At 72.8% G+C, this 24370-nt stretch carries 19 protein-coding genes; 10 read left to right on the top strand and 9 right to left on the bottom strand.

The genetic code is table 11. The features are described 5' to 3' along the window. The first annotated feature begins 77 nt into the window (after positions 1 to 77). The 8 genes from ngcE (at position 78) to dxs (ending at position 10872) form a co-directional block, all read left to right on the top strand. On the top strand, positions 78 to 1526 hold the full coding sequence (ngcE, locus tag NPS70_RS01805) for an N-acetylglucosamine/diacetylchitobiose ABC transporter substrate-binding protein (protein ID WP_256521891.1): 1449 nt from the start codon (positions 78 to 80) through the stop codon (positions 1524 to 1526). 30 nt (positions 1527 to 1556) lie between these two features. Then, the gene (locus NPS70_RS01800) at positions 1557 to 2489 is read left to right on the top strand and encodes a carbohydrate ABC transporter permease (RefSeq protein WP_256521888.1); all 933 of its coding nucleotides are present in this window, start codon (positions 1557 to 1559) and stop codon (positions 2487 to 2489) included. Between the two features lie 15 nt (positions 2490 to 2504). Further along, positions 2505 to 3449, top strand: a complete 945-nt coding sequence (locus NPS70_RS01795) for a carbohydrate ABC transporter permease (protein WP_256521887.1) — start codon at positions 2505 to 2507, stop codon at positions 3447 to 3449. A gap of 252 nt (positions 3450 to 3701) precedes the next feature. Beyond that, positions 3702 to 4910: an ROK family transcriptional regulator gene (locus tag NPS70_RS01790; protein WP_256521886.1), complete on the top strand. Its 1209-nt coding sequence runs from the start codon at positions 3702 to 3704 to the stop codon at positions 4908 to 4910. 121 nt (positions 4911 to 5031) lie between these two features. After that, on the top strand, positions 5032 to 6147 hold the full coding sequence (locus NPS70_RS01785) for a substrate-binding domain-containing protein (RefSeq protein WP_256521885.1): 1116 nt from the start codon (positions 5032 to 5034) through the stop codon (positions 6145 to 6147). 288 nt (positions 6148 to 6435) lie between these two features. Continuing rightward, positions 6436 to 7224, top strand: coding sequence for an ATP-binding cassette domain-containing protein (locus tag NPS70_RS01780; RefSeq protein ID WP_256521884.1), 789 nt, complete (start codon positions 6436 to 6438; stop codon positions 7222 to 7224). A gap of 2 nt (positions 7225 to 7226) precedes the next feature. Beyond that, positions 7227 to 8711, top strand: coding sequence for a sugar ABC transporter permease (locus NPS70_RS01775; protein ID WP_256521881.1), 1485 nt, complete (start codon positions 7227 to 7229; stop codon positions 8709 to 8711). Between the two features lie 235 nt (positions 8712 to 8946). Next, positions 8947 to 10872: a 1-deoxy-D-xylulose-5-phosphate synthase gene (dxs, locus tag NPS70_RS01770; RefSeq protein ID WP_256522211.1), complete on the top strand. Its 1926-nt coding sequence runs from the start codon at positions 8947 to 8949 to the stop codon at positions 10870 to 10872. A 537-nt stretch (positions 10873 to 11409) separates the two neighbouring features. Here dxs and NPS70_RS01765 read toward each other — a convergent pair. After that, positions 11410 to 11781 (bottom strand): NTP pyrophosphohydrolase, encoded by a 372-nt coding sequence (locus tag NPS70_RS01765; protein WP_256521880.1) that lies wholly within the window; start codon positions 11779 to 11781, stop codon positions 11410 to 11412. A gap of 152 nt (positions 11782 to 11933) precedes the next feature. On the opposite strand from NPS70_RS01765, the gene NPS70_RS01760 reads away from it, so the two are divergent. Next, entirely contained in the window at positions 11934 to 13019 is a 1086-nt protein-coding gene (locus tag NPS70_RS01760) for a hypothetical protein (RefSeq protein ID WP_256521879.1), read from the top strand. A 105-nt stretch (positions 13020 to 13124) separates the two neighbouring features. Here NPS70_RS01760 and NPS70_RS01755 read toward each other — a convergent pair whose 3' ends face one another. The 5 genes from NPS70_RS01755 to NPS70_RS01735 all read right to left on the bottom strand — a co-directional run bounded on the left by NPS70_RS01755 (position 13125) and on the right by NPS70_RS01735 (position 20061). Continuing rightward, the gene (locus NPS70_RS01755) at positions 13125 to 15254 is read right to left on the bottom strand and encodes a 3-hydroxyacyl-CoA dehydrogenase NAD-binding domain-containing protein (RefSeq protein WP_256521877.1); all 2130 of its coding nucleotides are present in this window, start codon (positions 15252 to 15254) and stop codon (positions 13125 to 13127) included. After that, the gene (locus NPS70_RS01750; RefSeq protein ID WP_256521876.1) at positions 15251 to 16477 is read right to left on the bottom strand and encodes an acetyl-CoA C-acyltransferase; all 1227 of its coding nucleotides are present in this window, start codon (positions 16475 to 16477) and stop codon (positions 15251 to 15253) included. The genes NPS70_RS01755 and NPS70_RS01750 overlap by 4 nt, the downstream gene beginning before the upstream one ends. 600 nt (positions 16478 to 17077) lie before the next feature. Next, positions 17078 to 18367 carry a ribonuclease D gene (locus tag NPS70_RS01745; protein ID WP_256521875.1) on the bottom strand — a complete coding sequence of 430 codons (1290 nt, stop codon included), beginning with the start codon at positions 18365 to 18367 and terminating at the stop codon, positions 17078 to 17080. 132 nt (positions 18368 to 18499) lie between these two features. Then, complete coding sequence (locus NPS70_RS01740; RefSeq protein WP_256521874.1) at positions 18500 to 19162, bottom strand: response regulator transcription factor; 663 nt, start codon at positions 19160 to 19162, stop codon at positions 18500 to 18502. Positions 19163 to 19389: 227 nt separating this feature from the next. Beyond that, on the bottom strand, positions 19390 to 20061 hold the full coding sequence (locus NPS70_RS01735) for a DUF3000 domain-containing protein (protein WP_256521873.1): 672 nt from the start codon (positions 20059 to 20061) through the stop codon (positions 19390 to 19392). A gap of 92 nt (positions 20062 to 20153) precedes the next feature. Between NPS70_RS01735 and hemE the strand changes: the two genes are divergently transcribed. Beyond that, a complete protein-coding gene (gene hemE, locus NPS70_RS01730) occupies positions 20154 to 21218 on the top strand; it encodes a uroporphyrinogen decarboxylase (RefSeq protein WP_256521872.1) in 1065 nt (354 codons plus the stop codon). A 151-nt stretch (positions 21219 to 21369) separates the two neighbouring features. Here the strand turns inward: hemE and NPS70_RS01725 are convergent, their stop codons facing one another. The 3 genes from NPS70_RS01725 to NPS70_RS01715 all read right to left on the bottom strand — a co-directional run bounded on the left by NPS70_RS01725 (position 21370) and on the right by NPS70_RS01715 (position 24253). Continuing rightward, entirely contained in the window at positions 21370 to 21771 is a 402-nt protein-coding gene (locus NPS70_RS01725; RefSeq protein WP_256521871.1) for an SHOCT domain-containing protein, read from the bottom strand. Positions 21772 to 21871: 100 nt separating this feature from the next. Beyond that, the gene (locus NPS70_RS01720) at positions 21872 to 23251 is read right to left on the bottom strand and encodes an FAD-dependent oxidoreductase (protein ID WP_256521870.1); all 1380 of its coding nucleotides are present in this window, start codon (positions 23249 to 23251) and stop codon (positions 21872 to 21874) included. A gap of 9 nt (positions 23252 to 23260) precedes the next feature. Then, positions 23261 to 24253 (bottom strand): DUF4349 domain-containing protein, encoded by a 993-nt coding sequence (locus NPS70_RS01715; RefSeq protein ID WP_256521869.1) that lies wholly within the window; start codon positions 24251 to 24253, stop codon positions 23261 to 23263. Between the last annotated feature and the right edge of the window lie 117 nt (positions 24254 to 24370).

Genomic DNA, 24370 nt, shown 5'->3' with positions numbered 1-24370 from the left:
GGGGCCCTTCGCCTGAGGCGAGTAGGACGGGCGACCAGTACACCGCCTGAGTCCTGGATGAAGGCGAGGACTTGAGCATGGGAACCACCTCCACCTCGAACGGCGCGAACGGCGAGGGTTTCAGCCGCCGCAATCTGATCAAGCGGTCGGCCGCCCTCGGCCTGATCGCCGTGCCGACCATGGGATTCCTGTCCGCCTGTGCGGCCAGCGGCAGCGGTGACGACCAGGAGAGGCAGAAGGGCGAGGTCACCAAGGACAACCCGTTCGGCGTAGCCAAGGGCGGCACGCTGGACGTGGTCATCTTCAAGGGCGGCTTCGGCGACCAGTACGCCATCGAGTGGGAGAAGCTCTACAAGGACACGTGGGGCCCGGAGATCAGCCACCTCGGCACCCAGGAGATCACCGGCAAGCTCCAGCCGCGCTTCAACGCGGGCAACCCGCCGGACGTCGTGGACAACTCCGGCGCCCAGCAGATCAAGCTCGACGTCCTCCACAAGAACGGCCAGCTCGCCGACCTGACCGAACTGCTGGACGCCCCCGCGCCCGACGACCCGTCGAAGAAGGTCAGGGACATCCTCGTGCCCGGGACCGCCGAGAAGGGCTTCATCGGCGGCAAGATGCACTCCCTGAACTACGTCTACACCGTCTACGGCCTCTGGTACTCGGGCAAGATGTTCCAGGACAGGGGCTGGGAGGTGCCGAAGACCTGGGACGCCCTCCTGGCGATCATGCAGGACGCCAAGAAGCAGGGCATCGGCGGTCTCGCCCACCAGGGCAAGCACCCCTACTACATCAACGTCATGATCATGGACCTGATCGCCAAGACCGGCGGCCTGGACGCCATGAAGGCGATCGACAACCTCGACCCCAAGGCCTTCGTCGGCAGCGCCGCGGCCAAGCAGTCCATCGAGGCGGTCTACGAGATCGTGGAGAAGGGCCTGCTGCTGCCGGGCACCAACTCACTGGACCACATCGAGTCCCAGACGGCCTGGAACGAGGGCAAGGCCGTCTTCATCCCCTCCGGTTCCTGGCTGGAGAACGAGCAGCTCAAGCAGACCCCGGAGGACTTCGACATGAGGTTCCTGCCGATGCCCGTGCTGCCGGGGAGCAAGCTGCCCTTCGAGGCGATCCGCGCGGGCGCGGGCGAGCCCTTCATCGTCCCGGAGAAGGCCCGCAACAAGGCCGGCGGCCTGGAGTTCCTGCGGATGATGTGCTCCCGGGAGTGGTCGACCACCTTCGCCCAGCAGGCGAACTCGCTCACCATCGTGCAGGACGGCGTCGACAAGAGCGTCGAGCTGCGGCCGGGCACCAAGTCCGCCATCGAGGCGGTTGAGGCGTGTCCCGTGGACCAGCGCTTCGACTACTACTACACCAACTGGTACAGCGAGATGGACGAGTCCATCCGCACCGCCTCGGCCGAGCTGATGGCCAAGCGCATTCAGCCGAACGAATGGCTCAAGCGCGCCCAGGCCGCGGTCGACAAGGCGGCCGAGGACCCGGAGAGCAAGAACAACAAGCGTCCGTAGCGAAGGCCGGGAAACCAGGGGCAGGGTGCCATGCAACAGGGAAAGTACCGGTTCGTCACCGGGTTTCTGATCGTTCCGGTCGCGCTGTACGCGGTCTTCATGATCTGGCCGTATCTGCAGACCTTCGGGTACTCCTTCACCGACTGGCAGGGCCAGTCGCAGGAGATGGGTTTCGTCGGCTTCGACAACTACACCGCGCTGTTCTCCGACTCGGTGTTCCTGAAGGCCCTGTGGCACAACATCCTGCTCCTGATCTTCCTCCCCGTCGCCACGATCCTGCTCGCCCTCTTCTTCGCCTACATGGTGAACGTGGGAGGGCGCGGCGGATCGGGCGGAGTGCGCGGAGTTGCGGGCTCCGGCTTCTACAAGATCCTCTTCTTCGTCCCGCACGTGCTGTCCATCGCCATCCTGGCCGTCCTCTGGCGGGCCATCTACCGCGGTGACGTCGCCGGGCTGATCAACGGCGTCTTCATCAAGCTGGGCCTCTCCGACCCCGCCCACCCGATCGAATGGCTCAACGAACCCGACCTCGTGCTGTGGTGCGTGGCCTTCGTGCTGCTCTGGTGGGGGGTCGGCTTCTACCTGGTGCTGTTCTCGGCGGCCATGCAGTCCATCCCCAGGGAGATCTACGAGGCGGCGCTCCTGGACGGCTCCAGCCGCACCCAGACCTTCTTCAAGGTCACGCTCCCGCTGCTGTGGGACACGGTGCAGACCGCCTGGGTCTACCTCGCGATCCTGGCCATGGACTGCTTCGCGCTGATCTCGGTCATGACCCCGGGCAACAGCTACGGCGGCGGCCCCGACCACAACAGCGAGGTCATGGCGACCTATCTGATGCGCAACTTCCTCGCCTTCGGCAAGAGCGGCTACGCCTGTGCCATGGGAGTCGTGATCCTCGGACTCACGCTGGTCCTGTCCCTCGTCACGCTGCGGATCAGCCGCCGCGAGCGCATCGAATACTGATCGGGGTACCACGCCATGTCGAACACCCGGTTGATCCCCGACACCGCCCGGGACGCCGTACCCGTCGCACTCCCGCCCAAGGGCGCGGGGCGCCGCTCCGGCGGTGACCGGCGCGGCGACACGGAGGGCAGGGTCCTCAACGTCTTCTCGCACGGCTTCCTGATCCTGTGGGCCGTGATGATCGTGCTGCCGCTGTTCTGGCTGCTGCTCGGCTCCTTCAAGACCGACAGCGAGATCGGTGCCAGTGCCTGGTCCTGGCCGTCGAACTGGAACTTCGACGCCTTCGGCCGGGCCTGGGACAAGGGCATCGGCGACTACTTCGCCAACACGCTGATCGTGCTGGTGTTCTCCATCCCCCTGACCATGCTGCTCGGCGCGATGGCGGCCTACGTGCTCGCCCGCTACGAGTTCCGCGGCAACCGCTTCTTCTACTACTTCTTCGTCGCCGGGGCGATGTTCCCCGTCTACCTCGGCCTGGTGCCGCTGTACTTCCTCGTCGACATGCTCGGCATGCTCAACACGTACCAGGGCCTCATCCTGGTCTACGTCGCCTACTCGCTGCCGTTCACGGTCTTCTTCATGCACGCCTTCTTCCGGACGCTGCCCACGGCCATCCACGAGGCGGCGGTGATCGACGGCGCCTCCCACACCCGGATCTTCTTCCAGGTCATGGTCCCGATGGCCAAGCCCGGACTGCTGAGCGTCGGGATCTTCAACGTCCTCGGCCAGTGGAACCAGTACATCCTGCCGATGACCCTGATGCAGCAGCAGAGCGGCTTCGACAAGGACCGCTCCGTGCTCACCCAGGGCCTGGTCCTGCTGAACCAGCAGCAGGGCTACGAGGGCGACCTCCCGGTGATCTTCGCCGGTATGACGATCGCCATGCTGCCGGTGGTCGTCGTCTACCTGTCCTTCCAGCGCCAGGTCCAGTCGGGCCTGACCGCGGGCACGCTCAAATAGCGCCCGCGGGCCGCCGCCCCGGACCGCTCCGAGGACCCCGCCGCCCCGTCGCCCCGCACGGGCGGCGGGGCGTTTCGCCATGTTCCGCCCCTGTGCTCATCGGAGTCTCACCCCGCTCAAGGTCTTGACGGAATAACCCCCCGAGCGTTGAACTCAGAGTTCACAAGTTGGAGAGATGTCGGGGCTGCCGTGCGCGGCCCCGACCGGGGGCGGTGGTCGTGCCGCCCGCCGGGGGCAGGAGTGGATGGGTCGATGGAGACTCCGGGTTCGCAGACATCGCTGCACCGGGCCAACCTCGAGCGGGTCGTGCGCGCGGTGCGCATGGCCGGCTCGCTCACGCAGGCGGAGATCGCCAGGAGCACCGGCCTCTCCGCGGCCACGGTTTCCAATATCGTGCGTGAGCTGAAGGACGGCGGGACGGTCGAGGTCACACCGACCTCGGCCGGCGGGCGGCGGGCCCGGAGCGTGTCCCTCAGCGGGGACGCGGGCATCGTGATCGGGGTGGACTTCGGCCACACCCACCTGCGGGTGGCCATCGGGAACCTGGCCCACCAGGTGCTGGCGGAGGAGTCGGAGCCGCTCGACGTGGACGCCTCGTCCGCCCAGGGCTTCGGCCGCGCCGAGGAACTGGTCAACCGGCTGGTCGAGCAGGCCGGGATCAGCCGGGAGAAGGTGGTGGGGGTGGGGCTCGGCGTGCCGGGCCCCATCGACGTGGAGAGCGGCACGCTGGGCTCCACGTCCATCCTGCCGGGCTGGAGCGGCATCAACCCCAGCGAGGAGCTCTCCGGGCGCCTCGGGGTCCCCGTGCACGTGGACAACGACGCCAACCTCGGCGCGCTGGGGGAGATGGTCTGGGGCGCCGGGCGGGGGGTCAGGGACCTCGCCTACATCAAGGTGGCCAGCGGCGTCGGCGCCGGGCTGGTGATAGACGGGCAGATCTACCGGGGTCCCGGCGGCACCGCCGGGGAGATCGGGCACATCACGCTCGACGAGTCCGGCCCGGTCTGCCGCTGCGGCAACCGGGGCTGCCTGGAGACCTTCGCCGCGGCCCGGTACGTCCTGCCCCTGCTGCAGCCCAGCTACGGCGGCGAGCTGACCATGGAGCGCGTGGTGCAGCTCGCCCGGGAGGGCGACCCCGGCTGCCGCCGCGTGGTCGCCGACGTGGGCCGCCACGTCGGCAGCGGCGTCGCCAACCTGTGCAACCTGCTGAACCCCAGCCGGGTGGTGCTCGGCGGCGACCTCGCGGAGGCCGGTGAGCTGGTCCTCGGGCCCATCCGCGACTCCGTGTCCCGCTATGCCATCCCCAGTGCGGCGCGGCGGCTCTCGGTGGCTCCCGGTGCCCTCGGGGGGCGGGCCGAGGTGCTCGGCGCCCTCGCCCTGGTGCTCAGCGAGATGGGCGATTCGACCCTTCTGCTCGGCTCTGAGAGTGCTCAGACAGGCAAGGCGCCCGCGTTCACCTAGATAACGGATGGCACCGTTGTCATCTCGTTAAGGATTTACTCCTTGACGGCGACGGCGGGGCCGAGTTGACTTCACGCCACCTCGGCCGCAGCGACGCGGCCACGTCAGGGAGGTTTACAAAGTGAACGCACATCTGCGTCGTGCCGCCGTTGCTGTCGCCGCCACGGGTATGGCCGTCTCGCTCGCCGCCTGCGGCAGCGCGGGGCAGGCCGGAGGATCGGACGCCTCCGAGCCCGCCGAGAAGAAGGGCGACGACCTCACCATCGGTCTGCTCCTGCCGGAGAACCAGACCGCCCGCTACGAGAAGTTCGACAAGCCGCTGATCGAGAAGAAGATCAGCGAGCTGACGAACAACAAGGCCAAGGTCGTCTACGCCAACGCCAAGCAGGACGCCACGCTGCAGACGCAGCAGGTCGAGACCATGATCACCAACAAGGTCGACGCCCTGATCGTGGACGCGGTCGACGCCAAGGCGATCGCCGGCAGCGTGAAGAAGGCCAAGGACGCGGGCATACCCGTGGTGGCCTTCGACCGCCTCGCCGAGGGCCCGATCGACGCCTACACCTCCTTCGACAACGAGGAGGTGGGCCGGGTCCAGGGCAAGGCCCTGCTGGAGGCCCTGGGCGACAAGGCCGAGGGCGGCCAGATCGTCATGATGAACGGCGCCGTCACCGACCCCAACGCCGCGCTGTTCAAGAAGGGCGCGCACTCCCAGCTCGACGGCAAGGTGACCGTCGGCAAGGAGTACGACACCAAGGAGTGGAAGCCGGAGAACGCCAACGCCAACATGGAGGCGTCGATCTCGGCCCTCGGCAAGGACAAGATCGTCGGCGTCTACTCCGCCAACGACGGCATGGCGGGCGGCATCATCACCGCCCTCAAGGCCGCGGGCGTCTCGCCCCTGCCGCCGGTCACCGGCCAGGACGCCGAACTCGCCGGTGTGCAGCGCATCGTCGCGGGCGAGCAGTTCATGAGCGTCTACAAGCCCTACGCCCCCGAGGCCGCGGCCGCGGCCGAGATGGCCGTGGCGCTGGCCAGGGGCGAGTCCCTGGACGCCGTCGCCAAGGCGAAGGTCGACAGCCCGACCACCAAGGGCGTGCCCTCGGTCCTCGTCCCCGTCATCTCCCTGACCAAGGACAACATCCAGGACACCGTGATCAAGGACGGCGTCTACACCGTCCAGGAGATCTGCACGCCGAAGTTCAAGGCGGCGTGCGACGAGCTCGGCCTGAAGTAGGCCCGCAGGGCCGACTCGCCCGAGCCTCGGGACCCGGCCCCCGGGCCGCGTCCCAGGGCCGCTCACGGAGCCCCCGTCCCCCTGGGGGACGGGAGGCTCCACCCATGCCGGGACGCCCGACAGCGTCCCGCAGAAACCTTCCGGTGCCCGCCCCGCCCTCCGCCCCCGCTGCGGGGCGGGCACCGGGAGGAGCACCCGCGCCCGGTGCCACCGGGCGCGACATTTCTGCTCAGCCACCGCGCCGCCTTCCACCGGCGCGGCATCCCCGCCGGTCAGGCGGCGAAGGAGATGGTTCACGTGTCCGCTACGCCCGTGTTGGCGTTGCGCGGGGTCTCCAAGCGGTTCGGTGCCGTCCAGGCGCTCACCGACGTAGAGCTTGAGGTCCACGCCGGTGAGGTGGTCGCCCTCGTCGGCGACAACGGCGCCGGAAAGTCCACGCTGGTCAAGACGATCGCCGGCGTGCATCCCATCGACGAGGGCGCGATCGAGTGGGAGGGCCGCAAGGTGGGCATCAACCGCCCCCACGACGCCCAGCACCTCGGCATCGCGACCGTCTACCAGGACCTCGCGCTCTGCGACAACATCGACGTGGTCGGCAACCTCTACCTCGGCCGTGAGCTCCGCAAGCGCGGGGTGCTCGACGAGGTCGAGATGGAGCGCCGGGCCCTCGAACTGCTGAAGACGCTCTCGATCCGCATCCCGAGCGTCCGCATCCCGATCGCCTCGCTCTCCGGCGGCCAGCGCCAGACCGTGGCCATCGCCCGCTCGATGCTCGGCGAGCCCAAGCTGGTCATCCTCGACGAGCCCACCGCCGCGCTCGGCGTCGAGCAGACCGCCCAGGTGCTGGACCTGGTGGAGCGGCTGCGGGAGCGCGGCCACGCCGTGATCCTCATCAGCCACAACATGGCGGACGTCAAGGCCGTCGCCGACAAGGTGGCCGTGCTGAGGCTCGGCCGCAACAACGGCGTCTTCGAGGTCGCGTCGACCTCCCAGGAAGAGATCATCTCCGCCATCACGGGAGCCACGGACAACGCCGTGACCCGTCGTGCGGCGCGCACCGCGGAGGAGCAGAAGTGAGCATGGACAAGACCTCGACCCAGGCCGAAGAGACCACCGCCCCCGAGGAGGAGACCCCCGCCCCGGCGGAGCAGGCCGCCGCCCCGGCGGAGGAGGCCGCCGCCCCGGCGGAGGAGGCCGCCGCCCCGGCGGAGGAGGCCGCCGCCCCGGCGGAGGAGGCCGCCGCCCCGGCGGAGGAGGCCGCCGCCCCCGAGGAGGAGATCGCCGCCCCGGCGGAGGAGGCCGCCTCCCACGAGGTGGTCAACGCGGAGGCGGCCCACGACGCGCTCACGGCCGTCGACCCGCGCCTGCTCGTGCGCGAGCAGGGCCTGCTCGGCTACTGGGCCGAGTTCAAGCGCAAGGTCCACGCCGGCGACCTCGGCTCCATCCCGGTGGTCATCGGCCTGGCGGTCATCGCGGTCGTCTTCCAGCTGCTGAACTCGAACTTCCTCTCCGCCAAGAACCTCACCGACATCGCCGTCACCATGGTGGGCACCGGCATGATGGCGGTGGGCATCATCTTCGTGCTGCTGCTCGGCGAGATCGACCTCTCGGTCGGCTCCGTCAGCGGCGTCTCGGGCGCAATCGTCGCGGTCCTGAGCGTCACCCACGGCATGAACGAATGGCTCGCCCTGCTCGTCGCCTTGGTCAGCGGTGCCGCCATCGGGGCGCTCCACGGCTTCTTCTTCGCCCGGATCGGGGCCCCGGCCTTCGCCGTCACCCTGGCGGGCCTGCTGTTCTGGCTGGGCTTCATGCTCCAGCTGCTCGGCGACAACGGCACCATCAACCTCGACGGCGACGGCGTGGTCGGCAAGCTGACCACGTACTTCTTCACCGACATCGCCGCCGCCTACGGCCTGGCCGCGCTGGCGGTCGCCGCCTACTTCCTCGGTGCCTTCACCGACAACCGCCGCCGGGCCGCCGCGGGCATCCCCTCCCGCCCGGTCGCCGACATCGTGCTGCGCAGCGTGGTGCTGGCGGTGGTGGCCTTCGCCGCGGCGTACATGCTCAACCAGGACCGCGGACTGCCGCTGGCGCTGGTGATCTTCCTGGTCGTCCTGGTGGCCACGGACTTCGTGCTCCGCCGAACGGCCTACGGCCGGAAGATCTTCGCGCTCGGCGGCAGCGTGGAGGCCTCCCGCCGCGCGGGCATCAACGTCACCGCCGTCCGGGTGTCGGTCTTCGCGCTGGCCGGTTTCTTCGCCGCCGCGGGCGGCCTGTTCTGGGCCTCCAAGATCGCGGCCGCCAACCAGAGCGCCGGTACCGGCGACCTGCTGATGAACGTCATCGCCGCGGCCGTGATCGGCGGCACCAGCCTCTTCGGCGGCCGGGGCCGCACCTGGAACGCCCTGCTGGGCGCCCTGGTGATCGTCTCCATCCAGTACGGCCTGGCGCTGGAGGGCATCCGCACCCCGGTGGTCTACATGATCACCGGCGGTGTCCTGCTGGCCACCGTCGTGATCGACTCGGTCACCCGCAAGACCCAGCGGACCGCCGGGCGCGCCTGAGCACCCGCCCCGTCCCGCACCCCTGCCCGGCACCGCACCGCGGTGCCGGGCAGGGGTGCCTCTGTGCCACAGCCGTGACACGGTAAGCAGGCGCCGGGCGTCCGCGACGACGACCGGAACATTAGACTCGGGCAGTCGGCACGGCTCGATCAGCACGCCCGATCAGCCCGAACGCAGCTCGAAGCAAGGAGGCAGAGTGACGCAGCCGCGCGATGCGCGCCCTACGCGGGCGGTGATGGGCGACGGATGGGGTTCGCTTTCCCGGATCAGGGGACCGCGGGATCTGGACCGGCTCGGCCCCGAGCAGCTGGAGCAGCTGGCCGCGGAGATCCGCGGCTTCCTGGTCGACGCCGTCTCCAAGACCGGCGGCCACCTCGGCCCGAACCTCGGCGTGGTGGAGCTGACGATCGCGCTCCACCGGGTCTTCCACTCTCCCAAGGACAAGGTGCTCTGGGACACCGGCCACCAGAGCTACGTCCACAAGCTGCTCACCGGGCGCCAGGACTTCACCCGGCTGAAGATGAAGGGCGGCCTGTCCGGCTACCCCTCCCAGGCCGAGTCCGAGCACGACGTCATCGAGAACTCGCACGCCTCCACCGTCCTGGGCTGGGCCGACGGGCTGGCCAAGGCCAACGAGGTCCTCGGCAGGGACGACCACGTCGTCGCCGTGATCGGCGACGGAGCCCTCACCGGCGGCATGGCCTGGGAGGCGCTGAACAACATCGCCGCGGCCAAGGACCGCCCGCTGGTGATCGTGGTCAACGACAACGAGCGCTCCTACGCACCCACCATCGGCGGCCTGGCCAACCACCTCGCCACCCTGCGCACCACCGACGGCTACGAGCGCTTCCTCGCCCGCGGCAAGGACATCCTGGAGCGCACCCCCGTCCTCGGGAAGCCGCTCTACGAGACCCTCCACGGCGCCAAGAAGGGCCTGAAGGACTTCATCGCCCCCCAGGGCATGTTCGAGGACCTCGGCCTGAAGTACGTCGGCCCCATCGACGGCCACGACATCGAGGCGCTGGAGTCCGCGCTGGCGCGCGCCAAGCGCTTCGGCGGCCCGGTCATCGTCCACTGCCTCACCGAGAAGGGCCGCGGCTACCAGCCCGCCCTCGCGGACGAGGCGGACCGCTTCCACGCGGTCGGCAAGATCCACCCCGACACCGGGCTCCCCATCGCCAGCTCCGGGCTCGACTGGACCTCGGTCTTCGGCGAGGAGATGGTCAAGCTCGGCGGCGAGCGCCGCGACATCGTCGCCATCACCGCGGCCATGCTCCAGCCGGTGGGCCTCGACCGCTTCGCCAAGGAGTTCCCGGACCGCGTCTACGACGTCGGCATCGCCGAGCAGCACGGCGCCGTCTCCGCCGCCGGACTCGCCACCGGGGGTCTGCACCCCGTCTTCGCGGTGTACGCGACCTTCCTCAACCGGGCCTTCGACCAGGTCCTCATGGACGTGGCCCTGCACCGCTGCGGCGTCACCTTCGTCCTGGACCGGGCGGGCGTCACCGGAACCGACGGGGCCTCCCACAACGGCATGTGGGACATGTCGATCCTCCAGGTCGTACCCGGTCTGCGGATCGCCGCCCCGCGCGACGCCGACCAGGTGCGCGCCCAGCTCCGCGAGGCGGTCGAGGTCGACGACGCGCCGACCGTGGTCCGCTTCTCCAAGGGCGCCGTGGGCCCCGCCGTCACCGCGGTGGGCACCGTCGGCGGCATGGACGTCCTGCGGCACGCCGACGCCGAGCGCCCCGACGTGCTCCTGGTCTCCGTCGGCGCCCTGGCGCCGATGTGCCTGGAGATCGCCGACCTGCTGGACGCCCAGGGCATCTCCACCACGGTGGTCGACCCGCGCTGGGTGAAGCCGGTCGACGAGGCGCTCGCCCCGCTCGCGGCGCGCCACCGGGTCGTGGTCACCGTCGAGGACAACATCCGCGTGGGCGGTGTGGGCTCCGCGGTGGCGCAGGCGCTGCGCGACGCGGGCGTGGACGTCCCGCTGCGCGACTTCGGCATTCCGCCGCGCTTCCTCGACCACGCCTCCCGGGGGGAGGTCCTCGCGGAGATCGGACTCACCGCGCCGGACATCGCCCGCCAGGTCACCGGGCTGGTCTCCACCCTCGACGGGCGCGTCGAGGAGGCGGAGGTCGAGCGCGTCCGCGACTGAGGCGCCCCTCCCTCGCACCGCCACCGGGCCGGTGGGAGCACCCTGCACGGGTGGTCCCACCGGCCCGTTCGGCCGGTGGGGGCCGACCGGCGGCCGCCTCGACCCACCCGCGAGGGAGTAGCCCCCGGGGCCGTCCGGGAGGTGCGCGGGGCGAGCGGCGGCTGCACCCGGTCCCCGGGAAGAGGAGCCGACCAGGCCGGGCGCCCACCGCCCGGCGACGGACGCCCGCGAGGGCGGGCGGGGGCCTGGTCACGGGGTCTCGTGCCCGGGAGCGTGCGACCACGGCCACGGCACCTCTCCGCGGTGCCGCCCCGCCGGGGACCCGGCCGGCGGCGGCCCGGTCCGGCGGGAGCACCGGACGCCCCCCGTTCTGGAGGACGCGGCGGGCGCACGGGTGGTCCGTCCGGCGCCGTCCGTCCTCTAGTTCCCCCGGGGGCGCCGAATCCGACGGCCCCCTGCGCTGCCGCTCCGTAGGACAGGGGCTCTCCTCGCCGACACCGGGCCGCCGGGGCCGCTCCGGCCGTCGGCCCGTGCCCGCTACCTCCGGCGCACCGAGCGGGGCCCGGCGCACCGGGCCCCGGCCGCCGTCACCCGCGCCCGCAGACCCCGGTCGGCCGTCACCACCACGCAGGCGCGGCCCTCGGCCCCCGCCCCGGCCGCCAGCCGGGCCACCAGGTCGTCGCCGCTTCCCGCCGCGGACTCCACCCGCACCCCTGGCACGGAGCCGAGGCCCCGCGCCGCGCCCTCGACGACGAGCACGATCTCCACGGGCCCCGTGACGGCCGACTGTCCGCCCTCCGCGGCCAGCGCGTCCCGCAGGCGCTCCGCGGCGGCCGCGCGATCGTGCCACCAGCCGTCCGGAACCGACCCCACGACGTTGGCGCCGTCGACCACGAGCAGAGTGTCCATGGGCGCCAGCCTCCCAGACGGCGGCCCGGCGAGACGCCGGCCCCCGCCCGGCGGCAGGGCCGGGCCGGGGGCGGGAGCGCCGCGGGGTGCTGACACAATCGTCGGGCGTGAACCTGCCCGCCCCGCCTCCCGACGCTCCTGGACGACTGCCGATGGCCACTGCCCCCGCGACGACGCCCTCCGACCGCGACCCGCGGGATCCCGCACCGCTGCTGGGCACCTGGCTCACCCGGGGCAGGGAGGGCCTGCTGACCGCCTGCACCCCCGGCGAGGACACGGTGCGGCGCTGGACGCAGAAGGGGGACGGCTGGAGGGGGCCCGACCTGCTGCCCGCTCCGGGTGTCGAGGCCCCGCTGACCGTCGCCCAGGGCGCGGACGACTACATCCACCTGCTGGGCACCCGCCTGACCCCCGCGGGACAGGTCGAGCTGGTCCACGCCGTGCAGTTGCAGACGGGTCGCCCCCTGCTGGGCTGGACGGCGCTCGGCTACCCCAACAAGACCGACCGCCGCACCGGAGACCCGGTGGCCGCCGTGGACGGGGAGGGCCGGCTGTGCGTGGCCCTGCGCAACCGCGGCTCCGGTGTGAGCGTCCGCTGCCAGCAGACCCGCGGCGGGTGGGGGCGCTGGCAGGACCTCGGCGGCGTGGGGACGCGCGACACCCTCGCCGCCGCGGTGGACGGGACCGGTCTGGTCGAGCTGTTCGTCCCGGACGCGACCTCCGTCGGCCGCTACACGCAGGAGAAGCCGGGCGCCCCGTTCGCCCTGGCCGAGCGCCTGGAGACGGCGGTGGGCTCCGGCTCCTTCGCCGCCCTGGCCGCCGCGGACGGCACGGTCTCGCTCTTCTTCCCGGACGAGGAGGGCATGATCCACGTCTGGGCCCCGCACCGAGGCCGGGACCCCCGCCCGCTGCTGAAGGCCGCGGGCCCGGGCCCGCTGGTGCCGGTCCGGCTCCTCGTCGGCGGCCGCGACTGCACGGTGCTCGCCCAGGAGACCCGGGGCGGGGACGTGGCGTTCGCCGTCCTCCCCTCCGGTGACGAGGACGAGGACGAGGGCGCCGGGGCCGGCTGGGCGCCCACCGCCCCGCGCGCCGGCCGGGGGCTCGCCCTGGCCCTGCGCGAGCACCGGGACGGAGGGCTGGTGGCCATGGCGCTGCCGCCGGGCGGGGAACCGCTCGCCGCCCGCCAGAGGACCGGGGAGGACGGCCTGGCCTTCGGCCGCTGGGAGCCCCTGGGCTGACCGGCCGCCGGGCCGGGAGACGCGGACGGGCCGTACGGAGTACTCCGTACGGCCCCTTCGCGTGCGGCGGTCCGGCCCGCGCTCGGGCCGGACCGCGCTCCGCGGCTAGGCGGGGACGCTCGCCACGCCCTGCGCCAGGAACCGCTTGCCGTTCACCCGCTCGGAGACGCCCTCGCGGTCCAGGTACGGCGTGATGCCGCCCAGGTGGAAGGGCCAGCCGGCACCGGTGATCAGGCAGAGGTCGATGTCCTGCGCCTCGGCGACCACGCCCTCCTCCAGCATCAGGCCGATCTCCTGGGCCACCGCGCCGAGGACGCGGTCGCGGACCTGCTCCTCCGTCAGGACGGTGTCGCCCTGCTTCAGCAGCGCGGCGACCTCCGGGTCCAGCTCCGGGGCGCCGGAGTCGTAGACGTAGAAGCCGCGCTTGCCCGCCTCGACGACCGCCTTCAGGTTCGGCGAGACCGTGAAGCGCTCGGGGAAGGCCCGGTTGAGGGTCTCCGAGACGTGCAGGCCGATCGCCGGGCCGACGAGCTCCAGCAGCACCAGCGGCGACATCGGCAGACCGAGCGGCTCGACGGCCTTCTCCGCCGTGGCGACGGGGGTGCCCTCGTCGATCACGTTCTGGATCTCGCCCATGAAGCGGGTCAGGATGCGGTTCACCACGAACGCCGGGGCGTCCTTGGTGAGGACCGCGGTCTTCTTCAGCTTCTTCGCCACGCCGAAGGCCGTCGCCAGCGAGGCGTCGTCCGTCTGCTCGCCGCGGACGATCTCCAGCAGCGGGAGCACCGCCACCGGGTTGAAGAAGTGGAAGCCGACCACGCGCTCGGGGTGCCTGAGCTTGGAGGCCATCTCCGTCACCGACAGCGAGGAGGTGTTGGTCGCGAGGATCGCGTGGGCCGGGGCGACGGCCTCCACCTCGGCGAACACCTTCTGCTTGACCGACATCTCCTCGAAGACGGCCTCGATGACGAAGTCCGCGTCCGCGAAGCCCTCCGCCTTGTCGAGCACGCCGGTCACCAGGGCCTTGAGGCGGTTGGCCTTGTCCTGGTTGACGCGGCCCTTGCCGAGCAGCTTCTCGATCTCGGCGTGGACGTAGCCGACGCCCTTGTCCACCCGCTCCTGGTCGATGTCGGTGAGCACCACCGGCACCTCCAGGCGGCGCAGGAACAGCAGCGCCAGCTGCGAGGCCATCAGACCGGCGCCGACGACGCCCACCTTGGTGACCGGGCGGGCCAGCGACTTGTCCGGCGCGCCCGCGGGGCGCTTGCCGCGCTTCTGCACCAGGTTGAAGGCGTAGATGCCGCTGCGCAGCTCGCCGCCCATGATCAGGTCCGCGAGGGCCTGGTCCTCGGCGTCGAAGCCCTTCTGGAGGTCGCCGTCCTTGGCGGCCTCGATGATGTCCAGGGCGCGGTAGGCGGCCGGGGCGGCGCCGTGCACCTTGGAGTCGGCGACGAAGCGGCCCTTGGTGACGGCCTGGTCCCAGGCCTCGCCGCGGTCGACCTCGGGGCGCTCGACGGTGGTCGCGCCGGTGAGGACGGAGGCCGTCCACAGCAGGGACTGCTCCAGGAAGTCGGCCCCGTCGAAGATCGCGTCGGCGATGCCCAGCTCGAAGACCTGCGCGCCCTTGAGCTGGCGGTTCTGGTTGAGCGAGTTCTCGATGATGACCGAGACGGCCTTCTCCGCGCCGATGAGGTTCGGCAGGATGGCGCAGCCGCCCCAGCCGGGCACCAGGCCGAGGAAGACCTCGGGCAGCGAGAAGGCGGGGATCGCGCGGGAGACCGTGCGGTAGGTGCAGTGCAGGCCCACCTCGACGCCGCCGCCCATGGCCGCGCCGTTGTAGTAGGCGAAGGTGGGCACCGCGAGGCCGGACAGCCGCTTGAAGACGTCGTGGCCGCCCTTGCCGATCGCGAGCGCGTCGGAGTGCTGCTTCAGCAGCTCCACGCCCTTGAGGTCGGCGCCGACCGCGAAGATGAACGGCTTGCCCGTGATGCCGGCGCCGACGATCGCGCCCTCGGCGGCCTCCTTCTCCACCTGGTCGACGGCGGCGTTGAGGTTCGCCAGCGACTGGGGGCCGAAGGTGGTGGGCTTGGTGTGGTCCAGCCCGTTGTCCAGCGTGATGAGCGCGAAGCGCCCGGCGCCGCCCGGCAGGTCGAGGTGGCGCACGTGCGCCTGCGTCACGACCTCGTCGGGGAAGAGCTCGGCCGCGCCCTTGAGAAGTTCGGCGGTGGTGCTCACTTGTCGCCTCCGGCGTCCTTGTGGTGCGGGTTCTCCCAGATCACGGTGGCGCCCATGCCGAAGCCGACGCACATCGTGGTGAGGCCGTAGCGGACCTCCGGCTGCTCCTCGAACTGACGCGCCAGCTGCGTCATCAGGCGGACGCCGGAGGAGGCCAGCGGGTGGCCGAAGGCGATGGCGCCGCCGTACTGGTTGACGCGCGCGTCGTCGTCGGCGATGCCGTAGTGCTCCAGGAAGGCGAGCACCTGGACGGCGAAGGCCTCGTTGATCTCGAAGAGGCCGATGTCCCCGATGGACAGGCCCGCCTGGGCGAGGGCCTTCTCGGTCGCGGGGATCGGGCCGTAGCCCATCACCTCGGGCTCCACGCCGGCGAAGGAGTAGGAGACCAGGCGCATCTTCACCGGGAGGTCGTTCTCGCGGGCGAAGTCCTCGGAGGCGATCAGCGAGGCGGTGGCGCCGTCGTTGAGGCCGGCGGCGTTGCCCGCGGTGACGCGGCCGTGCACCCGGAAGGGGGTCTTCAGGCCGGTCAGGTTCTCCAGGGTGGTGCCCGGGCGCATCGGCTCGTCGGCGGTGACCAGGCCCCAGCCCGTCTCGCCGGCCTCGGGGTTGGTGCGGCGCACCGAGATCGGGACCAGGTCCTGCTGGATCTTGCCGTCGGCGTAGGCCTTGGCCGCCTTCTCCTGCGAGCGCACGGCGTACTCGTCGGCGCGCTGCTTGGTGATGGAGGGGTAGCGGTCGTGCAGGTTCTCGGCGGTCATGCCCATGAACAGGGCCGACTCGTCGACGAGCTTCTCCGACACGAAGCGCGGGTTCGGGTCCACGCCCTCGCCCATCGGGTGGCGGCCCATGTGCTCGACGCCGCCGGCCACGGCCACGTCGTAGGCGCCGAAGGCCACGCTGCCCGCGACCGAGGTGACGGCGGTCAGCGCGCCGGCGCACATGCGGTCGATGGAGTAGCCCGGCACCGACTGCGGCAGCCCGGCGAGGATCCCGGCGGTGCGGCCGATGGTCAGGCCCTGGTCGCCGATCTGGGTGGTCGCGGCGATGGCGACCTCGTCGATCTTCTTCGGGTCGAGGGCCGGGTTGCGGCGCAGCAGCTCCCGGATGGCCTTCACGACGAGGTCGTCGGCGCGGGTCTCGTGGTAGATGCCCTTCGGGCCCGCCTTGCCGAACGGGGTGCGGACGCCGTCGACGAAGACGACGTCCCTGACGGTACGAGGCACGATGGCTCTCCTCCAGGGTGCGGGGTGGCACTGCTGCGGCACACACGCCTGAGCGTGCGCTTGCTCGCCCCATGCTACTTATGAGTAACCAAGCTGCCCAGTCCCGGGGCCTGGAGCGGCGAAGGTCACATGCGCGGGACTCCGCGCGGACCGTCTCCCCGGTGCGGCGGCGGCCGAAACCGCACCGTCCGCCGCCGGCGAGAGGCCCCGCACCGGCCCGACCGGTGTCCTCCGCGACACCCCGTCCCCTCCCGGGCGGGTCGCCGCCCCTGGACGCGGGGGAGCCGTGCCTTCGGCGCCGGGGCTCGGCGGGAGGCGTCGGCGCGGTTGCCGCGGGTGCGGGACCTCACCGTCCCGAGGGACGGCGTCGCCGCCGAGGGGCACCGGCGCCCGGAGCGGCCGTTCGGGTGCGTCGGCTCCGGGAGCCTGCCCGCCCGGGCCGGGGCCGCGGTGAGCGGGCCGGGGTGAGCCGGGGGCCGGAGGCCGCGCACGGCGCCGGGGGCCGGGCCCACCGGCCGCGGCGCGTCCGGCCGAGGGGGTGCCGGACACCCGGGGGGCGACGGCTCCGCCCCCGGGGCCCGGGGCGCGCGGTGGGCCTGCTCAGCCGTCCTCGGAGGCGGCCAGCGCCCCGGTCAGCAGGGGCGTGGTGAGGCCGACCTGCCAGGGGCGCGCGCCCAGCTCCGTCAGGGCGGCCGCGACGGTCTCCGGTGCGACGGTGGCGGGGGGCTCCCAGCACACGCGGCGCACGGTGTCGGGGGTGATCAGGTTCTCCTGGGGCAGGTTCAGCTCCTCGGCCAGGGCCGAGACCGCCGACCGTGCGGCGGACAGCCGGGCGGCCGCGGCCGGGTCCTTGTCGGCCCACGAGCGCGGGGGCGGCGGACCGGAGGGGGACTGCCCCGGCTGGGGGAGCTCCCCGTCCGGAAGCGCCCTGGCCCGGTCGACCGCCGCCTGCCACTGCTCCAGCATCCGGCGGCCCATGCGGTTGCCGAAGCCGGGCAGTGCCGTCAGTGCCTGGACGTTCTGCGGCAGCGCCAGCGCGGCCTCGACGATGGCCGCGTCGCCGAGCACCTTGCCGGGGGAGACGTCCCGGCGCTGGGCGACCCGGTCCCGCGCGGTCCACAGCTCCCTGACCACGGCCATCTGCCGCCGCCTGCGCACCTTGTGCATGCCCGAGGTGCGGCGCCAGGGGTCCTTGCGCGGGGGCGCCGGGGGCGCGGCCGCGATGGCGTCGAACTCCTGGCGGGCCCACTCCAGCTTGCCCTGCCGGTCCAGCTCCTTCTCCAGCGCGTCGCGAAGGTCGACGAGGAGTTCGACGTCGAGGGCGGCGTACCGGAGCCAGGGCTCGGGCAGCGGCCGGGTCGACCAGTCGACGGCCGAGTGGCCCTTCTCCAGGGCGTAGCCGAGGACGCTCTCCACCATGGCGCCCAGGCCGACCCGGGGAAAGCCCGCCAGCCGCCCGGCCAGCTCGGTGTCGAACAGGCTGGTGGGGCGCATGCCTATGTCGCGCAGGCACGGGAGGTCCTGGGTGGCGGCGTGCAGGATCCACTCGGTGCCGGTGAGGGCCTCCCCCAGTCCGGAGAGGTCGGGGCAGCCGACCGGGTCGATCAGCGCCGTCCCGGCGCCCTCGCGCCGCAGCTGCACCAGGTAGGCGCGCTGCCCGTAGCGGTAGCCGGAGGCGCGTTCCGCGTCGACCGCCACCGGACCCGATCCGCCGGCGAAGGCCGCGACGACCTCCGCCAGGGCAAGGTCGTCGGCGACCACCGGGGGAATGCCCTCGCGTGGTTCCAGCAGCGGGATGGGCAGCCCGTCGGCCGGAACGCCGTCGGCCGGGGGAGCGCCCCCGGTGGTTCGCAGTTGGGTCTGCGCTGCGGTCTCTTGGGCGTCGGTCACGTGTCAAGGGTATCCGGCCCGGTGGACGGGGCCTGCGCCCTGTCGTGACGGCCCGTTCGCGGGGTGGCGGCCGGCGGGGTGCCGGAGGGCGGCGGAACGTTCCGTCGGCACTCCGGCCCGTCCGCCGCGCCGTCAGTGGATGATGCCGGTGCGCAGGGCCACGGCGACCATTCCGGCGCGGTCCCCGGTGCCGAGCTTGCGGGCGATACGGGCGAGGTGGCTCTTGACCGTCAGCGCCGACAGCCCCATGGAGACGCCGATGGCCTTGTTCGACTGGCCCTCCGCCACCAGGCGCAGCACCTCGACCTCGCGCCCCGAGAGTTCCCGGTAGCCGCCGGGGTGGCTCGGGGCGCCCGGGGGCCGGCGGTGCATCCGGCCCGCCGCCGCGCCGATCGGGGCGGCGCCGGGGCGGCCCGGGTGGCCGATGTTGGTGCGCGTGCCGGTGACGACGTAGCCCTTCACGCCGCCGGCCAGGGCGTTGCGGACCGCGCCGATGTCGTCGGCGGCGGACAGGGCGAGGCCGTTGGGCCAGCCCGCGGCGCGGGTCTCGGACAGCAGGGTCAGCCCGGAGCCGTCGGGCAGGTGGACGTCGGCCACGCAGATGTCGCGCGGGTTGCCGACTCGGGGGCGTGCCTCCGCGATGGACGACGCCTCGATCACGTCGCGCACACCGAGCGCCCACAGGTGGCGGGTCACGGTGGAGCGGACGCGCGGGTCGGCCACGACGACCATGGCCGTCGGCTTGTTCGGGCGGTAGGCGACCAGGCTTGCGGGCTGCTCGAGAAGAACGGACACCAGGCCTCCTGGGAAGGTGCGGGACGGGACCGGCTCAGGGGGTAAGCCGGGGCGAACCGTGCAGTCGGGTCATTGACCTCTTCGGCACCGAACCCGTCGGCCTTTAGGGAATGATCACGATTTAGTGAGGGTCAAGTGGGGCAATTCGGACACGTGAGCGGTGATCGGCCCCGTCACCGGGGCGTCGGCCCGCACCGGCGCCCCCGCACCGTATGCCCTCCGCGGGCTCAGGCCGGCCGGGGTCCCCTGCGCTGCGGAAGCGTCACCACGCCCGTCGCCGAGTCCGCCGACCCCGCCGGGGACGGCGGCAGCCCGGCCACCTGGCAGAGCAGATCGCACCAGGCCGCGAGGTGCGCGGCGGTGCCGGGCACGCCCCCCGCGTCCTCCTGCGGGGTCCACGAGGCGCGGATCTCGATCTGGGTCGCCGGCCGGCGGTCGGCGAGTCCTCCGAAATAGTGAGAACCCGCACGGGTGACGGTCCCGCTCGGCTCCCCGGGGACCAGCCCGCGCGCCTCCAGCGCCCCCGTCAGCCAGGACCAGCAGACCTCGGGCAGCAGAGGGTCGGCCGCCATCTCCGGCTCCAGCTCCGCGCGCACCAGGGTCACGAGCCGGAAGGTCCCCTTCCACGCCTCGTGGCCCGACGGGTCGTGCAGCAGGACCAGGCGGCCGTCCGCCAGGTCCTCGCCGTCCGCCACCACGGCGGCCTCCAGGGCGTGGGCGTAGGGAGCCAGCTTCCGGGGCGGCGGCGTCGCATCGATCTCGATCTCCGGGCGCAGCCGGGCCGAGTGCAGGGCGTCGACCGCCGTCCGGAACGCGGTCGGCACCTCGTCCCCCTCCGAGCGCCGCGCCGCCTCGTTGCCGTTGGAATGATCGGAGAAATGTCCCTGAGCCGCAGCCATGCCGGGAAGACTAGGCGGAAGCGCGGCGCGGCGCAGGCAGGGACACCCGACCCGCGGCGGGCAGGTGTCGCGGGCGTGCGAAGATTTGCGGCGTGAGCGCCAACGACAGCCCCCGGGCCCCGCAGACCACGACCCACGACTCCGCGTTCCTCAGGGCGTGCCGCCGCGAGCCGGTGCCGCACACCCCGGTGTGGTTCATGCGCCAGGCCGGGCGCTCGCTGCCCGAGTACCTGAAGGTGCGCGAGGGCATCCCGATGCTGGAGTCCTGCATGCGGCCCGAGCTCGTCACCGAGATCACCCTCCAGCCCGTGCGGCGCCACAAGGTCGACGCCGCGATCTACTTCAGCGACATCGTGGTCCCGCTCAAGGCCATCGGGATCGACCTCGACATCAAGCCCGGCGTCGGCCCCGTCGTCGCCGACCCGGTCCGCACCCGGGCCGACCTCGACCGGCTGCGCGACCTCACCCCGGAGGACGTGCACTACGTCACCGAGGCCATCGGGATGCTCACCGCGGAGCTGGGCGCCACCCCGCTGATCGGCTTCGCCGGTGCGCCGTTCACCCTCGCCAGCTACCTCGTGGAGGGCGGCCCGTCCCGCAACCACGAGCACACCAAGGCGCTCATGTACGGCGACCCGCAGCTGTGGGCCGACCTCCTGGACCGCCTCGCGGAGATCACCTCCGCCTTCCTGAAGGTCCAGATCGAGGCCGGTGCCTCCGCCGTGCAGCTCTTCGACTCCTGGGTGGGCGCCCTCGCCCCCGCGGACTACCGGCGCTCCGTCATGCCCGCCTCCGCCAAGGTCTTCGACGCGGTCGCCGGCTACGGCGTGCCGCGCATCCACTTCGGTGTCGGAACGGGCGAGCTGCTCGGCCTGATGGGCGAGGCGGGCGCGGACGTGGTGGGCGTCGACTGGCGCGTCCCGCTCGACGAGGCCGCCCGGCGCGTCGGCCCCGGCCGGGCGCTCCAGGGCAACCTGGACCCGGCCGTGCTGTTCTCCACCCCCGAGGCGGTGCGCGCCAAGACGCGCGAGGTCCTCGACGCCGCCGCCGGACTGGACGGCCACATCTTCAACCTCGGCCACGGCGTCCTGCCGACGACCGACCCGGACGCCCTCACCCGGCTCGTCGCCGACGTCCACGAGCAGACCGCCCGCTGAGGCCTGTCCCGCACTCGGGGCCCGTCCGGCGCGTCCCGCCCGGGCTCCGGGCGAACGACGCCGTGCGTCGCACGGGCCCCGGCGACCGCGCCCCCGGACCACCGTGGTCCGGGGGCGCGGTCGCCCGGGGCTTGGGGCGCCCCGGGCGCGCTCACTGCAGGATGTGCTCCTTGGCGCGCTGGAACTCCTCGTCCGTCAGGTCGCCGCGCGCCCGCACCTCGGACAGCTTCGCCAGCTGCTCCGCCCGGCTCTGCTCCCCCTGCCCCGCGGTGGTGCGGATGTACTCGTCCATGGCCTGCTTCTGCGACCGGGTGTGCTCCAGCTCGCGCAGCCCCATGCCCTTGCCCCGGGCCAGCACGTACACCAGCACCCCGAGGAACGGCAGGATGATCACGAAGATCAGCCAGCCCGTCTTGGCCCAGCCGCTCATGGTGTCGTCGCGGAAGATGTCGATGATGATCCGGAAGAGCAGGAAGAACCACAGGATCCACAGGAACAGCCACATGATGCTCCACATGGCCCCCAGCAGGGGGTAGTCGTACGCAAGGTGCATGGCGCCGCCCGTTCGCAGGTCGATCCCCGAGTGACGGGTTCATTGTGGTCCCGGCCGCCCGCACCCGCGAGGCGATCATGGAACGCCCCGCCCCGTGCGGCTACGCCCCCGCCGCGCGGACCGCCGCCGTCGCCTTGCGGGCGGCCACCAGCACCGGGTCCCAGACCGGCGAGAACGGCGGCGCGTAGCCCAGGTCCAGAGCGGTCATCGCCTCGACCGTCATCCCCGCCGTCAGCGCCACCGCGGCCACGTCCACCCGTTTGGCGGCTCCGTCCCGGCCCACGATCTGCACCCCCAGAAGGCGGCCCGTGCGGTACTCCGCCAGCATCTTCACCGTCATCGGCGCCGCACCGGGGAAGTACCCGGCACGGCCGGTGGACTCCACCGTCGCCGTGACGAACCGCAGCCCGACCGCCCGGGCGTCCTTCTCGCGCAGGCCCGTGCGCGCGATCTCCAGGTCGCACACCTTGCTCACCGCCGTGCCCACCACACCCGGGAAGGTGCCGTAGCCGCCCGCGGCGTTGGACCCGATGACCTGGCCGTGCTTGTTGGCGTGCGTGCCCAGCGGCACGTACCGCTCCCGGCCGGAGACCAGGTCCAGGACCTCCACGCAGTCCCCGCCCGCCCAGACGTCCTCGTGCCCGCGCACCCGCATGCCCAGGTCGGTGAGCAGCCCGCCGTGCGCCCCGAGGGGGAGCCCCGCGGCCCGGGCCAGCGCCGTCTCGGGCTCCACGCCGATGCCGAGGACCACCAGCTCCGCCGGGTAGTCGGCACCGCCCGCGCGCACACCGCGGGCCCGCCCGTCGCCGTCGGTCAGCACCTCGGTCACCTCGGTGCCGCCGACGACGGTGATCCCCATGGCCGTCATCGCCTCGTGGACCAGGCGCCCCATGTCCGGGTCGAGGGTGGCCATCGGCTGCTCGCCGCTGTTGACGACCGTCACGGCGTAACCGCGCCGCAGCAGCGCCTCCGCCATCTCCACGCCGATGTACCCGGCGCCCACCACGACCGCCCGGCGCCCCGGCTCCTGCGAGAGGGCGTCCAGCAGCGCCTGGCCGTCGCCGAGGGTCTGCACGCCGTGCACACCGGGGGCGTCGATGCCCGGCAGCGGCGGCCGCACGGGCCGCGCCCCGGTCGCCAGCACCAGCTTGTCGTACCCCGTCCAGTCCTCCTCGCCGGTCTCCAGCGCCCGCCAGCGCACCCGCCGGCCCGCCACGTCCAGCTCCGTGACCTCCGTACACATCCGCAGGTCGATGCCGCGCGCCCGGTGCTCCTCGGGGCTGCGGGCGATCAGACGGTCCCGCCCGGAGACGTCCCCGGCGACCCAGTAGGGGATGCCGCAGGCCGAGTAGGAACTGAACCGGCCCCGCTCGAAGGCCGTGATCTCCAGCTCCTGCGGGCCCTTCGTCCTGCGCGCCTGCGATGCGGCGGACATGCCCGCCGCATCGCCTCCCACGATCACCAGCCGCTCGGTCGTCATGGGCACACGCTACGGTGTGCCGCCCGTCCGGTCGGCCGCGGCCTCCGACGGCGCCCCGCCCCCGGCGGGCTCCCGGGCCGGACCGGGCACCTGCGCGGGGCCGTCCTCCGCGCGCGGGCGGCGCAAGCGGACCAGCAGCCGCCAGGCGGCGAGGAGCACGCCCGCCACGACCGCGAAGGGCAGCACCGCCCCGACCGCCACCGCCGCCCAGTGCGCCGCGGCCACCAGGGCCCGCCAGCCGCCGCCGAGCGCGTCCAGGAACCCGGGGCCGCCGTCCCCCTGCCCGCCCGAGGGCTCGGCCTCGGTCAGCTCCAGCGTGACCGTCGCCATCGACGTGCGGTCGCCCAGCGCCTTCTGACGGGCGAGCAGCGACTCCAGCTCCGCCTGACGCCTGCTCAGCTCGCCCTCCAGCGAGACCACGTCGGACAGCCGGGTGGCCCGGTCCATCAGCTCCCGCACCCGCTGCACGCTGGCCCGCTGGGTCGCCACCCGGCTGTCCACGTCCACCACCTGGTCGGTGACGTCCTCGACCTCCACCTGGCGCGACAGCAGCCTTCCGGCACCGGACAGCCGGTCGAGCACCGCCTCGTACCGCTCCTGCGGCACGCGCAGCACGATCCGGGAGGTGACCCGGGAGTCGTCGAGCCGCTCGGTGCTCTCGCTCTCCACGCGCCCGCCCGCCCCCTCGGCCGCCGCCCTGGCACCGGCCAGGGCCTTCGCCGCGTCCGCCACCTCCACCTCCAGCACCGCGGTGCGGACCAGGTGCGCCGCGACGGCCGGCGCCGCCGCCCGGTCCGCCTCCGGCCCCTCCGCCCCGGCCTCTCCGGCCTTCCCGTCGCCGGGCTCCGCCCCGGCGTACCCCGACGCGGAGTCCGCCAGGTCCCGGCCGGCGGGCGCGCGTTCCGCCGCCACCCCGGAGTCGGCGGAGTCGGACGCCCCGCAGCCGGTGAGGCCGAGGACGGCGGACAGCATCAGTACCGCGAAGGCGCGTGGTGCGCGCATGGGACCCCCAGAAACGTCGGACGGGCTGCTCGACGGTTCGACGTGCGCCCCGGTGGTCCGGTTGCCCCCGGCAGGTCACGAAGGGGACTCGGTCCCGGGGCGGCACGGGCGGTTTGA

This window comes from Streptomyces sp. C10-9-1 (assembly GCF_024497955.1).
GTDB lineage: Bacteria > Actinomycetota > Actinomycetes > Streptomycetales > Streptomycetaceae > Streptomyces > Streptomyces sanyensis.
Note: the sequence above shows the minus strand (reverse complement) of the source record. Positions and strands in the feature narration are given on the sequence as shown.